This is a genomic window from Lentzea jiangxiensis (assembly GCF_900104175.1).
GTDB lineage: Bacteria > Actinomycetota > Actinomycetes > Mycobacteriales > Pseudonocardiaceae > Lentzea > Lentzea jiangxiensis.
In genome coordinates this window covers 191,214-206,400 of record NZ_FNIX01000003.1, presented here as the reverse complement: position 1 = coordinate 206,400, position 15,187 = coordinate 191,214, and the positions used below count along the sequence as shown (strand labels likewise).

Below are 15,187 nucleotides of genomic sequence, written 5' to 3'. Positions count from 1 at the left end.
CAGGACGCCGTCACAAGGAGGAAGCGGCATGACCAGCGACGACCGGACGCTCGACTACTTGAAGCGGTTGACGACCGAGCTCCGCGACACCAGGCGTCGCCTGGACGAGGTCCAGGAGAGCGCATCCGAGCCGCTGGCCGTCATCGGGATGGCCTGCCGGTACCCCGGCGGGGTGGACTCGCCGGAGGACCTGTGGCGACTGGTGGCGCGGGGCGGTGACGGCGTGACCAGCTTCCCGGACAACCGGGGCTGGGACGCCGACGCGCTCTACCACCCCGACCCGGACCACCGCGGCACCACGTACACCACCGCGGGCGGCTTCCTGCACGAGGCGGACAGGTTCGACGCGGAGCTGTTCGGGATCTCACCCCGTGAGGCGCTGGCCATGGACCCGCAGCAGCGCCTGCTGCTCGAGGTCACGTGGGAAGCGCTGGAACGCGCCGGGATCGCCCCCTCCTCGCTGAGGGGAAGCGCCACCGGGGTGTTCGCCGGCGCGATGCGCGCGGAGTACGTGTCCGGGTTGACGTCGGTGTCCGAGGACATCGAGGGTTTCATCGGTACCGGCTCGTCCAACAGCGTGCTGTCCGGCCGGGTGTCCTACACGTTCGGCCTGGAAGGGCCGGCGGTGACCATCGACACCGCCTGTTCGTCCTCTTTGGTCGCACTGCACCTGGCCGGGCAGGCCCTGCGCACCGGTGAGTGCTCTCTGGCCGTGGTCGGCGGCGTCACGGTCATGTCCACCCCCGAGACGTTCGTGGAGTTCTCCCGCCAGCGCGGGCTGGCCGTCGACGGGCGGTGCAAGGCGTTCGCCGCCGCCGCCGACGGCACGGGGTGGTCCGAGGGCGCCGGTGTCGTGCTGCTGGAACGGTTGTCCGACGCCCGCCGCAACGGGCACCGCGTTCTCGCGGTCGTCCGCGGTTCGGCGGTCAACCAGGACGGGGCCTCCAACGGCCTCACCGCTCCCAGCGGCCCGTCCCAGCAACGGGTGATCCGCCAGGCGCTCAAGAACGCCCGGCTGTCCACATCGGACGTGGACTTCGTCGAGGCGCACGGCACGGGCACCCGGCTCGGTGACCCGATCGAGGCGCAGGCGTTGCTGGCCACCTACGGCCAGGACCGCGACGTGCCGCTGTACCTGGGCTCCATCAAGTCCAACATCGGCCACTCCCAGGCGGCCGCCGGCGTCGCCGGGATCATCAAGGTCGTCGAGGCCATGAGGCACGGGGTGCTGCCGCGCACGCTCCACGTCGACGAGCCGTCGCCCCACGTCGACTGGACGGCGGGCGCCGTGGAACTGCTCACCGACGAGCGCCCCTGGCCCGCTGTCGACCGGCCCCGCCGTGGTGCGGTGTCGTCGTTCGGCCTGAGCGGCACCAACGCCCACGTCATCCTGGAGCAGGTCGTCGAGGAGCGGGAGGACGTCGAACGGACGCCTCCTCCGGTGCTGCCGTGGGTGCTGTCGGCCAAGAGCGAGAACGGCCTGCGGGCACAGGCTTCCCGCGTCCTCGACGCCGTGGGCGGAGCCGATCCGCTCGACGTCGCCCACTCGCTCGCGACCGGCCGGTCCACGCTCGACCGGCGGGCCGCGGTGGTCGGCTCCACCCGGGACGACCTCGTGGCCGGTCTGACCGCGCTGGCGCAGGGGACGCCTTCCCCCGCCGTCGTCACGGGCACCCCGCTGATCGGGCGCACGGCGTTCCTGTTCACCGGGCAGAGCAGCCAGCGCTGCGGCATGGGCCGTGAGCTGTACCGGGCGTTTCCCGCCTACGCCCAGGCGTTCGACGCGGTGGTGGCGGCACTGGACGAGCACCTGGACCGGCCGCTCGCCGACGTCGTCTTCGGCGACGACCAGGACCTGCTCGACCGGATGAGCTACCTGCAACCGGCGCTGTTCGCCGTCGAGGTCGCGCTGTTCCGGCTGCTGGAGTCCTGGGGCGTGCGTCCCGACTTCGTCGCCGGGCACTCCATCGGCGAGCTCACCGCCGCGCACGTCGCCGGTGTCTGGACGTTGCGGGACGCGGCGAAGATGGTCGCCGCGCGCGGCAGGCTGATGGAGGCGCTGCCCGCCGGCGGCGCCATGGTGAGCGTCCAGGCCGCGGAGGACGAGGTCCGCGCCGCGCTCGTCGACGGCGTCGAGATCGGTGCGGTCAACGGTCCGGACGCGATCGTGCTGTCCGGCGACGAGAACGCGGTCCTCGCGGTGGCGGAGTCGTTCGCCCGGCAGGGTCGCAAGACCAAGCGGCTGCGCATGACGCACGCGTGCCACTCGGCGCGCATGGACGGCATGCTCGCCGAGTTCACCGCGGTCGCGGAGAGCGTCTCCTACGGTGCCGCGAGCATCGCGGTGGTGTCCAACGTGACCGGCAAGCTCGCCGGCACCGACGAGGTCACCGCGCCGGGGTACTGGCCGCGGCACGTCCGCCAGCCCGTCCGGTTCGCGGACTCGATCTCCTGGCTGCGCTCCGAGGGCGTCTCGAGGTTCGTCGAGTTGGGACCGGACTCGGTGCTGACCGCGATGGTCGCACGGGTCCTGCCCGACGAGGACGTGCTCGCGGTGCCGATGCTGCGGGGCGGCCGCCCCGAGCCGGTGACGGCGACGGCCGCACTGGCCGCGCTGCACGTGCGCGGCGGACGCGTGGACTGGCGGACGTTCTACGAAGGCACCGGGGCTCGGACGGCGGAGCTGCCCACCTACGCGTTCCAGCACGCCAGCTACTGGCTGAAGTCCGCGGGCGGCGCGGGAGATCCGGCCGGGCTGGGCCTGGCCGACGCCCGCCACCCGTTGCTGGGCGCGTCGGTGGCACTGGCCGACGACTCCGGGGTCGTCCTCACCGGCCGGGTCTCGCTCACGACCCACCCGTGGCTCGCCGACCACGTCGTCGCGGGCACCGCGCTCCTGCCGGGAACGGCGCTCGTCGAGCTGGCGCTCCGCGCGGGCGACGAGGCCGGGTGCCCGCACCTCGAGGAGCTCACCCTGCTGGAGCCGGTGTTCCTGGACGGTCCGCGCGACGTCCAGGTCGTGCTGGCCGCGCCGGACGAGTCGGGCCGCCGGTCGGTGTCCCTGCACTCCCGTGCGGGCGAGGGACCCTGGACCCGGCACGCCTCCGGCACGCTGACCCCGGCCGTCGCGGCGCCGGACTTCGACCTGGCCGAATGGCCGCCGCGCGGTGCCACCGCCGTCGACCTGGACGGCGTGTACGAAGCGTTCTCCCGCAACGGCCTGGAGTACGGGACGGTGTTCCGGGGCCTGCGGGCGGCCTGGCGCCTCGGGGACGAGGTCTACGCGGAACTGCGGCTGCCGGAGGAGGGGGAGGCGCGCAAGGACGCGGAGAAGTTCGGCCTGCACCCCGCGCTGCTCGACTCCTGCCTGCACGCCATCGGTCTCACGGCCGACGAGGACTCCGGTCCGCGGGTTCCCCACCTGTGGCAGGACGTCGCCCTGCACGCGGTCGGCGCCACCGCGCTGCGGGTGCGGCTGACCCCCGGCCGGTCGGACGCCGTCACGCTCCGGGTCGCGGACGGCGTCGGTGCGCCGGTGGCCACCATCGGTGCGCTGGTGCTGCGCGAGATCAGCGCCGACCAGTTCGGGACGGCCGGACCCGGGGGACCGGACTCGCTGTTCCACCTTGAGTGGAAAGCGCTTTCCATCACTGGTGGTACCGAAGTCGAGTGGGCGTTCGCCGACGACCTGGACGACGACGTCCCGCCTCCGCCGGTCGTCGTGCTCCCGGTGCGCCCGGGAGGCGCCGACGTGGCGGGCACCGCGCTGGCCGAGACCAACCGGGTCCTCGCCGTGCTCCAGCGGTGGAACGCCGAGGAGCGCCTGCACGGCACCACCCTGGTGGTGCTCACCCGCGACGCGGCCGGCACGGACCGGGTCGACCCGGCGGCCGCCGCGGTCTGGGGGCTGGTGCGCTCGGCGCAGTCCGAGTACCCCGGCCGGTTCGTGCTGATCGACACGGACACCGACACCGACACCGAGCCGACCGCCGCCCAGCTGGCGGCCGCCCTGTCCACCGGTGAGCCGCAGTTGCTCTCCCGCGGTGGTGAGCTCGCGGCACCGCGCCTGGCCCCGCTGCCGGCGGCCGACGAGCTCGTCGCACCGGCCGGCTCGGCCTGGCGGCTGGGCATGACCGGTCGCGGCACCCTGGACAACCTGCGCCTGGAGCCGCACCCGCAGGCGCTGGAACCGCTGGGGCCGGGCGACGTCCGGGTCGCCGTCGCCGCGGCGGGCCTGAACTTCCGCGACGTGCTGAACGTGCTCGGCATGTTCGACGGCGAGCCCGGACCCCTCGGCAACGAGGTGGCGGGCGTGGTGGTCGAGGTCGGGTCCGAGGTGACGGACCTGGCGGTCGGCGAGGCCGTGATGGGCGTGGCCGCCGGCGGCGTCGGCACTGTCGCGATCGCTCCCCGCCCCTACTTCACCCGCGTTCCCGAGGGCTGGTCGTTCGAGACCGCGGCCTCGGTCCCGCTGGTGTTCCTGACCGCCTACTACGGGCTCAAGGAGCTGGCGGGGCTCAGCGCGGGCGAGTCGGTGCTGGTCCACGCCGGCGCCGGCGGCGTCGGCATGGCCGCCGTCCAGATCGCCCGCCACCTCGGCGCGGAGGTCTACGCCACCGCGAGCACCGGCAAGCAGCACGTCCTGCGCGAGGCCGGGCTCGACGACGGCCACATCGCCGACTCCCGCACGCTCGGCTTCGAGGAGCACTTCAGGGCCACCAGCGGTGGGCGCGGCGTCGACGTCGTGCTGGACGCGCTGACCGGTGACTTCGTCGACGCCTCGCTGCGGCTGCTGCCGCGGGGCGGCCGGTTCATGGAGATGGGCAAGGCCGGGCTGCGCGACCCGGAGGAGGTCGCCGCGCGGCACCCCGGCGTTCGCTACCGGCCCTTCGACCTGATCGAGGCCGAACCCGAGCTGCTCACCCGGATGTGGTCCGAGGTGGTCGAGCTGTTCGACCGCGGCGTGCTCACGCCGCTGCCCACCCGCGTGTGGGACGTGCGGCGCGCCCCGGAGGCGTTCCGCTTCCTGAGCCAGGCCAAGCACATCGGCAAGCTGGTGCTGACGATCCCGGCCGGTCCCGAGCCGGACGGCACCGTGCTGATCACCGGCGGCACCGGCGACCTCGGCGGGGCACTCGCCCGGCACCTGGTGACCGAGCACGGAGTGCGGCACCTCGTCCTGACCAGCAGGCGCGGCCCGGACGCGCCGGGCGCGGCCGAGCTGGTCGCCGACCTGACGGGCCTGGGCGCCGCGGTCACCGTCGTCGCCTGCGACCTCGCCTCCCGCGACGCCGTGGCGGACCTGCTCGGCGCGATCCCGGACCGGCACCCGCTGACCGGTGTCGTGCACGCGGCGGGCGTCCTGGACGACGGCCTGGTCGACGCGCTCACCCCGGAACGGGTGGACCGCGTCTTCGCCCCGAAGGTCCGAGCCGCCTTCCACCTGCACGAGCTGACCCGGCACCTGCCACTGCGCTGGTTCGTCCTGTTCTCCTCGGCCGCCGGGGTGCTGGGCAACGCGGGGCAGGCCAACTACGCAGCGGCCAACAGCTTCCTCGACGCCCTGGCCACCCGCCGCCGCGGCGACGGTCTGGCCGCCCACTCGATCGCGTGGGGCCTGTGGGCGGGCGGCATGGGCGGCCGGCTCGGCGAGGAGGGCGAGGAACGCCTGCGCCGCGGTGGTTTCCCGCCCATCACGTCCTCCGAGGGCATGGCGATGTTCGACACCGCCGTCGCCACCGCGCACCCGGTCCTGCTCGCGCTGAAGGTCGACCGCGCCACGGCCCGCGCCAACGCCTCGGACGCGTCCATGTCCCCGTTGCTGCGCGGTCTGCTCGGCGGTCCCGGCCGGGCGCGGGCCAAGGCCGCCACCGCGCAGCAGGACGACGAGCTCCTGCGCACGCTGGCCGGCCTGCCGCCGGCCAGGGCGAACGAGCTGCTGCTCGACCTGGTCCGGCGGGAGACCGCACTGGTGCTGGGCAGGACGGGCGCCGACAGCGTCGAGCCCGCCCGCGGTTTCAGCGACCTCGGGTTCGACTCGCTGACGTCGGTCGAGTTCCGCAACCGCCTGAGCGCCGTCACCGGGTTGCGGCTGTCCTCGACGCTGGTCTTCGACTACCCCACCCCGGCCGCGCTGTCGGCGTTCCTGCACACCGAACTGGTCGGCGACGCCGAGCCGTCGAGCACCGCGCTGATCGAACAGATAGGCCGGCTCGAGGCGATGCTCGCCGGCACCGATCCGGACGACACCGAGGTCGACCGGCGTCTGCAGCGCCTGCTGTCCGACTGGACGGCCAAGCGCTCGGACAGCTCCGGGAGCGATCTCGACACCGCGACCCCGGACACCATCCTCGCGCTGATCGACCACGAGTTCGGCTCGCGCTGACCAGCCCGGCCGTCATAGGAGCCATGACCGATGCCCACCGAAGAGCAGTACGTCGACTACCTCAAGCGAATGGCGGCGGACCTGCGGGAGAGCCGTCGGCAGCTGCGGGAGTCCGAGGAACGCGACACCGAGCCGATCGCGATCATCGCGATGAGCTGCCGCTTCCCCGGTGAGATCCGTTCACCCCAGCAGCTGTGGGACCTCGTCAGCACCGGGGGTGACGCCATCTCGCCGTTCCCCACCAACCGCGGCTGGGACCTCGAGGGTCTCTACCACCCGGACCCGGAGCGGCCGGGCACCACCTACGTCCGCGAGAGCGGCTTCCTGCACGACGCCGACGAGTTCGACGCCGAGCTGTTCGGCATCTCGCCGCGCGAGGCCGAGGCGACCGACCCGCAGCAGCGGCTGCTGCTGGAGACCGCCTGGGAGGCCATCGAGAGCGCGGGCATCGACCCGACCTCGCTCAAGGGCAGCGCGACCGGCGTCTTCGCCGGTGTCACGAACACCGAGTACGCCACCCGGCTCACCGCGGTGCCGGAGGAGTACGAGGGCTACCTCGCCACCGGCACCCTGGGCAGTGTCGTGTCCGGCCGGATCTCCTACGTGCTGGGCCTGCAGGGGCCGTCCGTGTCCGTCGACACCGCCTGCTCCTCCTCGCTGGTGGCGCTGCACCTGGCCGCCCGTTCGCTGCGGACGGGGGAGTCCACCCTCGCCCTGGCGGGCGGCGTGACGGTCATGGCGAGCCCCGGCCCGTTCGTCGACTTCTCCCGCCAGCGCGGGCTGGCCGCGAACGGCCGGTGCAAGCCGTTCGCCGCCGGCGCCGACGGCACGAACTGGGCGGAAGGCGCCGGCGTGCTGGTGCTGGAGCGGTTGTCCGACGCACGGCGCAACGGCCACCCGGTGCTGGCGGTGGTGCGGGGCAGCGCGGTCAACTCCGACGGCACGTCCAACGGCCTGACCGCCCCGAACGGCCCGTCCCAGCAAGCCGTGATCCGCCAGGCCCTGGCCAACGCGAAGCTGTCCCCGTCGGACGTGGACGCGGTCGAGGCGCACGGCACCGGCACGAAGCTCGGCGACCCGATCGAGGCGCAGGCCCTGATCGCCACCTACGGCCAGAACCGCGCCGAGCCGCTGTGGATCGGCTCGGTCAAGTCCAACATCGGGCACACGCAGTGCGCCGCGGGCGTCGCCGGCGTCATCAAGATGGTCGAGGCGATGCGGCACGGGGTCCTCCCGGCGAGCCTGCACGTCGACCGGCCGTCCGAGCACGTCGACTGGTCGGCCGGATCGATCTCGCTGCTCTCGCGGCAGCGGCCGTGGCCGGAGGCGGACAGGCCGCGCCGGGCCGGGGTGTCCTCGTTCGGCATCAGCGGCACCAACGCCCACGTCATCCTGGAGCAGGTGCCGGAGGAGCCGCTGCCGCCGCGCGAGGTCCAGGCGCCGGCTGTGGTGCCTTACGTCCTGTCGGGAGCGTCTCCCGCCGCGGTGCGGGCGCAGGCCGCGGCACTGCTGTCCAGCGTGGACGCTGCCTCCGACGAACCCGTGGACGTCGCGCTGTCGCTGGCCACCGCCCGCGCGGCGATGGACCACCGCGCGGTCGTCGTCGGGGCCGGCCCCGACGAGCTGACCGCGGGACTGCGCGCGGTGGCCGACGGCGACGCCGGGGCCGTCACCGGGTTCGCCACCACCGGGAAGCTGGCCGTGCTGTTCAGCGGCCAGGGCTCGCAGCAGCTCGGCATGGGCCGTGAGCTGCACGAGGCCTTCCCGGCCTTCGCGACCGCGTTCGACGAGGTCTGCGAGTACCTGCCGGGTGTGCGCGACGTCGTGTTCGGCGACGACGCCGAGCGGCTGAACCGCACCGAGTTCGCGCAGCCCGCGCTGTTCGCCTTCGAGGTGGCGCTGTTCCGCCTGGTCAGCTCGTGGGGTGTGGTTCCCGACCTGCTGGCGGGGCACTCGATCGGTGAGCTGGCCGCCGCCCACGTCGCGGGGGTGCTGTCCCTGCCCGACGCGGCGCGGCTGGTGCTCGCCCGAGGCCGCCTGATGCAGGCGCTGCCCGCCGGTGGGGCGATGGTGGCGGTCGAGGCGACCGAGGACGAGGTCCGCCCCCACCTGAACGACGACGTGTGCCTGGCCGCGGTCAACGGCCCCCGCGCGGTGGTGCTGTCCGGCGCCGAGGAGGCCGTCCTCGCGGTGGCCGGGCGGTTCTCCGACCGCCGCACCACGCGGCTGAAGGTGTCGCACGCCTTCCACTCCAGCCTCATGGACCCGATGCTGGCCGAGTTCGCGGAGATCGCCCGTGACCTCACCTACGGCGAGCCCGCCATCCCGGTCGTCTCCACGCTGACCGGCGAGCTCGCCGAGCGGCTGACCGACCCGCGGTACTGGGTCGAGCACGCCCGCGAGGCGGTGCGCTTCGCCGACGCCGTCGAGACCCTGCGCCGGCGGGGAGTGACCGCGTTCCTCGAGCTGGGCCCGGACGCCCCGCTGACCGCGATGGGCCGCTCCGCACTGCCGGACGGCGTGGTGTTCGCCGCCGCCCAGCGCAAGGAGCGCGAACCGGTCCGCACCCTCGTGTCCGCGCTCGCCGCCCTGCACGTCAACGGCATCGCCGTCGACTGGGCCGCCTACCTCGACGGCACCGGTGCCCGTGTCGTCTCGCTGCCGACCTACCCGTTCCAGCGCCGGCGCTACTGGCTCGAGGACGCCGGAGACGTCACGGGCGGCACCGGTGGTGAGGACGCCCGGTTCTGGTCCGTCGTGGCGAGCGGCGACGCCGAGGAGCTGGCCGCCGAGCTGGAGCTGCCGGACGCGCAGGCCCCTCTCGGCGACGTCCTCCCGGCGCTCGCGCGCTGGCGCAGCTCCCGCGCGAACGAGTCCGAAGTGGACGCGCTGGGCTATCGCGTGCACTGGAAGCAGTTCGCGCCGGAGCCGGCCGAGGCGTCCGGGCGCTGGCTGCTGGTCTCCTCGCCGCGTTCCGGCGACTGGACCGGAGCCGCTGCGGCGGCACTGCGGGGAGCCGAGGTCGACCACGTGGTGCTCACCGCGCCGGACCGGGCCTCGGTCGCCGCCGCGGTGGACGGCATCCCGGCGTTCGACGGTGTGCTCTCCCTGGTCGGCCTCGACGAGCACGAGACCGGCGGCCTGTCGTTCGGCGCCGAGGCGACCCTGTCGCTGGTGCAGGAACTGGCGGCCCGTGAGATCACTGCTCCACTGTGGACGGTCACCCGCCAGGCCGTCGCGACCGGCCCGCACGAGGCGCCCGCCTCCGCGGTCCAGGCCCAGCTCTGGGGCTTCGGCCGTGCCGCCGCGCTGGAACACCCGCGGTTGTGGGGCGGGTTGGTCGACGTCCCGGCCGAGCCGTCCGATCGCGTCAGCGCGCTCCTCGGCGCCGTGGTCGCCGGTCCCCGCGGCGAGGACCAGGTCGCGATCCGCGCGGCCGGCGTGTTCGGTCGTCGCCTGGCGCACGCCGAGAACGCCGAGCCGCCGCGTCCCTGGAAGCCGCGGGGCACGGTTCTGGTGACCGGCGGCACCGGCGGTCTCGGCGGTGTGGTCGCCCGCTGGCTGGCCGAGGCGGGCGCGGACCGCGTGGTGCTGGTCTCCCGGACCGGCGGGAACGCGCCGGGCGCGGAGTCCCTGCGGGAGGACCTGGGCAGCAGGGTCTCCATCGTCGCCTGCGACGTCGCCGACCGCGACGCGCTCGAGACCGTCGTCGCCGACGTCCGCGACGACCTGCGCGCAGTGTTCCACCTCGCGGGAGTCCTCGAGGTCGGGCAGATCGAGACGGTCGGCCGCGAGTCCTACGTGGACGCGTTGCGCGCCAAGGTCTCCGGAACGCGGAACCTCGAAGAGCTCACCGACGGGCTCGACCTGGACGCCTTCGTGCTGTTCTCCTCGATCGCGGCGTCCGTCGGCAACCCCGCGCAGAGCGTCTACGGAGCCGCGAACGCCTACCTGGAGGCCGTCGCGCAGCAGCGCCGGTTCCGCGGTCTTCCCGCCACCTCCGTCGCCTGGGGCCGCTGGGGCGAGGTCGGCATGGGTGTGAGCGGCCAGGCGGACCAGCTGCTCAGCGACCTCGGTGTGCCGGCCATGGCGCCGGAACTGGGCGTGCTCGCGCTGCGGCGCGCGCTCGGCCGGGACGAGACCGCGCTGACCGTGGCCGCGTTCGAGTGGCCGAAGTTCGCCCCGCCGTTCGCCGCGCTGCGGCCGAGCCCGCTGCTCGCCGACCTGCCCGAGGTCGTGGCGATCGCCGAGGCCGACGCGCGGCGTGCCGAAGAGGGCGCCGAGGTCACCACGGCGTGGCGGACGCGGCTCGCCGGCATGCCCCAGGCCGAACGTGAACGCGTGCTGCACCGGCTCGTGCTCACCCACACCTCCGCCGTGCTCGGCCACGAGGACGAGGTGAGCGCCCAGCAGCTGTTCACCAAGCTGGGCATCGACTCGCTCACCGCGGTGGAGCTGCGCGGCCGCCTCAACGCCGAGACCGGCCTGGCGCTGCCGCCCACCATCGTCTTCGACCACCCGAGCCCGGCCGCGCTCGCCGCACACCTGCTCGCCGAGCTCGGCCCGCGGGAGCAGTCCTCGGCGACGAAGACCACCCTGCGCGCGAACACCGCGCAGGGCCAGGAGATCGCCGTGGTCGGCATGTCCTGCCGCTTCGCGGGTGGCAGTGACACGGTCGACGACTACTGGCAGAACCTCATGCAGGGCAAGGACCTCGTCAGCCTCGCCCCGGCGGACCGGTGGAACGCCGCCGACTACCTGGACCTCGACCGCACCGCGCCGGGCAAGGCCTACACGCAGCACGGCGCGTTCGTCACCGACATCGCGGGCTGGGACGCCGCGTTCTTCGGGCTCTCGCCGCAGGAGGCGCGCCGCACCGACCCGAGCTTCCGGCTGCTCATGGAGCTCGTCTGGGAGGCGCTGGAGGACTCCTCGCTCACCGCGGAGGAGCTGCGCGGCAGCCGCACCGGCGTGTTCGCCGGGCTGATCGACACCATCCAGTACAGCATGCGGCAGCTGGAGGCCGACGGTGCCGAGGCCGGGGACGACCCGTACTTCGGCCTGGGCAGCTCGCTGTCCGCGGCCGCCGGCCGGATCGCGCACCAGCTCGACCTGCGCGGCCCCTGCCTGACCGTGGACACCGCGTGCTCCTCCGCGCTCAGCGCCATGCACCTGGCCGTGCAGAGCCTGCGCCGCGGCGAGTGCGACATCGCGATCGTCGGCGCCTCCTCCACGATGATCAACCCGGAGGTGTTCGTCCAGTCCTGCAAGATGAGCATGCTCGCCGCCGACGGCCGCACCAAGACCTTCGACGAGTCCGCCGACGGGTACGTGATCGGTGAGGGCGGCGGCGTGGTCGTCCTGCGCCGCACCCAGGACGTCCCCGCAGGACAACGCACCCGTGCGGTGATCCGCGGCACGGCGACCAACCAGGACGGCCGCAGCAACGGTCTCACCGCGCCCAACCGGGCCGCGCAGATCGCGGTCATCCGCGCCGCCCACGCCGACGCGGGCGTGCGGACCGACGACATCGGCTACGTCGAGGCGCACGGCTCCGGCACGCAGCTCGGCGACGCCATCGAGTTCACCGCCCTGCAGGAGGTCTTCGGCGAGCGCTCCGCGCCGGAGCCGCTGTACGTCGGCGCGGTCAAGTCCAACGTCGGCCACACCCTGGCCGCGGCCGGAATGGCCGGTCTGGTCAAGACCGTGCTCGCGCTGGAACACGGCGAGATCCCGGCCAACCTGAACATGACCACCCCCAACTCGGTCGTCACGCTGGACGGTCCCGTCCGGCCCGTGCAGACCGCGAGGCCCTTCCCCGCGGACGCGGGCGGCGTGCTGCGGGCGGGCGTCAGCTCGTTCGGCTGGTCGGGGTCGAACGTCCACTTCGTACTGGAACAGGCACCTCAGAGGCCGGTGCCGCGACCGGGACCGCCGTGGCAGCTGCTCACGGTGTCCGGCCACAGCGAGTCCAGCCTGCGCGCGAACGCCGCGGCGCTGGCCGACCACCTGGAGGCGCACCCGGAGCTGGAACTGGCCGACGTCGCGCACACCACGCAGTCCGGGCGCAGCGCGCTGCCGGTGCGGTCCGCGTTCGCCGTGCGCGACACCGCGGACGCCATCGCGTCCCTGCGGGCGGGCGTCACCGGTTCGGTCGTCGAGGAGAAGCGCCGCTTCGGTCTCCTCCTGCCCGCGGACCCCGGCGCGTGGCGCGGCACCACCGAGGAGCTGTACCGCACCGAACCGGCGTTCAGCGCCGCGATCGACGAGTGCGCCGGCCTGCTCCACGGGCGGGTGGACCTGCTGGGCGCGTTGCACGGCGAGGCGGAGGCCGACGAGCGGGCCGTCGTGTTCGCGGTCGAGTACGCCCTCGCCCGGTTGCTCGGTTCGCGCGACCTGGTCCCGGCCGTCGTGCTCGGCGCCGGGGTGGGGGAGTGCGTCGCCGCGGTCGTCGGCGGAATGCTGTCGCCGGCGGACGGTCTGGCGCTGGCCCTGGACGGGACGGTGCCCACCGAGGTGGCGGAGCCCGCGATCACCGTGGTGTCCTCGCGCACCGGCGCCGCGCTGACCGCGGCCGAGGTGCGCGACGCCGCCCACTGGGCGGGAGAGCCCGGCCGGATCGCCGACGGCCTGCCGGTGCTGAGCCGCCACGCCGAGGTCCTCGTCGAGGCCGGTTCGGGCGCTGACACCGCGACCCCGGTGGTCAGCCTGCCGCTGGAACAGGGCCGCCGGTCGTGGCTCGCCGCGCTCGGCGCGCTGTGGGAGCACGGCGTGCCGGTGGACTGGGCGAGCGGTGCCGACGCGGAACGCGTGTTCGTCCCACTGCCCGCGTACCGCTTCCAGCGCACCCGCTACTGGCCCGAGGTCGCGGCGACCGGCGCCACCGGTTCGGCGGCACCCGCCACCGCGGCGAACACCGGGATGCCGTCCTACGACGGCCTCAAAGCCCACGTGCCCACCTGGCGGCGCGACAACAGCCGGCCGCGGCCCGCCCCGGCCGGGCCGCTGGTGCTCCTCGCCGAACCGGGCGGGTTCGCCGACAGGTTCGCCGCGCTGGCACGGGAAGCCGGGCACGAGGTCGTCCACGCGCACACCCGGCCGCAGGACCAGGAGGACTACCGCGCCCTGCTCGCGGGCACCACCGGCGAGCCGGTCCGGATCGTGCACGCCTACGGTCTCACCGACACCGGTCAGGAAAGCGGCTTCTACAGCCTGATGCGGCTCGGCAAGGCCATCGGCACGGAGTGCGCGGGCAGGCGGGTCGAACTGGTCAGCCTGGCCGCGAACGGGTTCGAGGTCCTCGCCGGTGACGCGAAGGACCCGCACGCCGCGACCATCGCGGGCATCACGAGCGCCATCGCCGCGGAGTACCCCCTGGTCCGGTCGCAGTACGCCGACCTCGGCACGGACGGCGACCACGCCCTCCAGGCGCTGCGCGAGCTCGACGCCCTGGCCGCGTCCACTTCGGACACCGTGGACGGTGTCGGTGTGGTCGCGTGGCGGCACGGCCGCCGCTGGGTGCGCGACTTCGAGGTGGTCGGGCTGCCGGAGGTCGCCGACTCCGAGGCCTGGCGTCCGGGCGGTGTCTACCTCATCACCGGCGGTCTGGGCGAGCTCGGCCTGGCACTGGCGCGGCGACTGGCCCCGCTCGGCACCAGGCTCGCGCTGGCGGGCCGCAAGGGGTTGCCGCCGGAGGACACCTGGGACGCCTGGATCGCGGAGAAGGGCGTCAACGACAAGACCAGCGGCGTGCTCATGGCCGTCGCGGAGCTGCGCGCGCTGGGCGCCGAGGTGTTCGTCGCCCAGGCCGACGTCAGCGACCCCGCCCAGGTCGCCTCGCTGGTGCGGGACGTCCGGTCGCACTTCGGTGAGCTGCACGGCGTCGTGCACGCGGCGGGCGTCGCCGGTGGCGGCCTGCTGCAGACCAAGACCGAGGAGCAGGCGGCCGCGGTGCTCGCGCCGAAGGTGGCGGGCACGCTGGCCCTGGCCGACGCGCTGCGCGACGACCCGGTGGAACTGCTGGTGCTCTACTCGTCGGTGGCGAGCCTGACCGTCGGCGTCGGCGCGACCGACTACTCGGCGGCGAACGCGTTCCTCGACTCCTTCGCGCTCGTGGAGGCCAACACGGGCGGGGTCGCCAAGCGCGTCGTGTCCGTGGCGTGGGGACCGTGGCAGCTCGACCCGTGGACGTCCGCGGGCCTCGCCGGCTCGGCCGAGATGCAGGAGAGCTCGAAGCGGTTCCGCGAGGAGTTCGGCATCCCGACCGAGGAGGGGACCGAACTGCTGTCCCGCATCGTGGCCTCCGGCGAGACGCAGGTGGCCGTGCTGTCGCTGGAGCTCTCCGACGCACTGGCCGCACTGGCCCAGCTCGACTCCCTCGACGCCCTGGTGGGCGGCGCGGCGGTCGACCTGGCCGACGACAAGCGCTACCCCCGTCCGGAGCTGCGCACCCCGTACGTGGCTCCGAGGACGCCGGCCGAGCAGCAGGTGGCCGAGATCTGGCAGGCCTGCCTGGGGCTCGAGCAGGTCGGCGTCGACGACCGGTTCTTCGACCTCGGCGGCACCTCGCTGATCGGTCTGGTGGTGATCGGCCGCATCGGCAAGGAGCTCGGCGTCGAGCTGGCGCCGGCGACGTTGTTCGAGAAGCCGACCATCGCCGAGTTCGCGACCCTGCTCGCCGCACCGGAGGCGGCGGCGGGGCCGGACCTCGCGGACGTGGCCGGGGACGCGTCCGCCCGCGGTGAACGGCGCCGTGCGCGCGCCGGAGCCCTGCGCAGGCGCCAGACCGGGACCCGAAGGTGA

The 15,187-nt window shown here is 74.2% G+C and carries 2 protein-coding genes; both read left to right on the top strand.

Going from position 1 to position 15,187, the window contains the following annotated elements; translation table 11 throughout:
- Nucleotides 1-58: 58 nt before the first annotated feature.
- Nucleotides 59-6,385, top strand: a complete 6,327-nt coding sequence (locus BLQ91_RS42595; RefSeq protein WP_425412475.1) for a type I polyketide synthase — start codon at nucleotides 59-61, stop codon at nucleotides 6,383-6,385.
- A gap of 30 nt (nucleotides 6,386-6,415) precedes the next feature.
- Entirely contained in the window at nucleotides 6,416-15,187 is an 8,772-nt protein-coding gene (locus BLQ91_RS42590; protein ID WP_090096891.1) for a type I polyketide synthase, read from the top strand.

What these genes read in the sequence shown, in the direction of transcription:
- BLQ91_RS42590 (WP_090096891.1), top strand. Translation starts at nt 6,416, where the DNA reads ATGCCCACCGAAGAGCAGTACGTCGACTACCTCAAGCGAATGGCGGCG.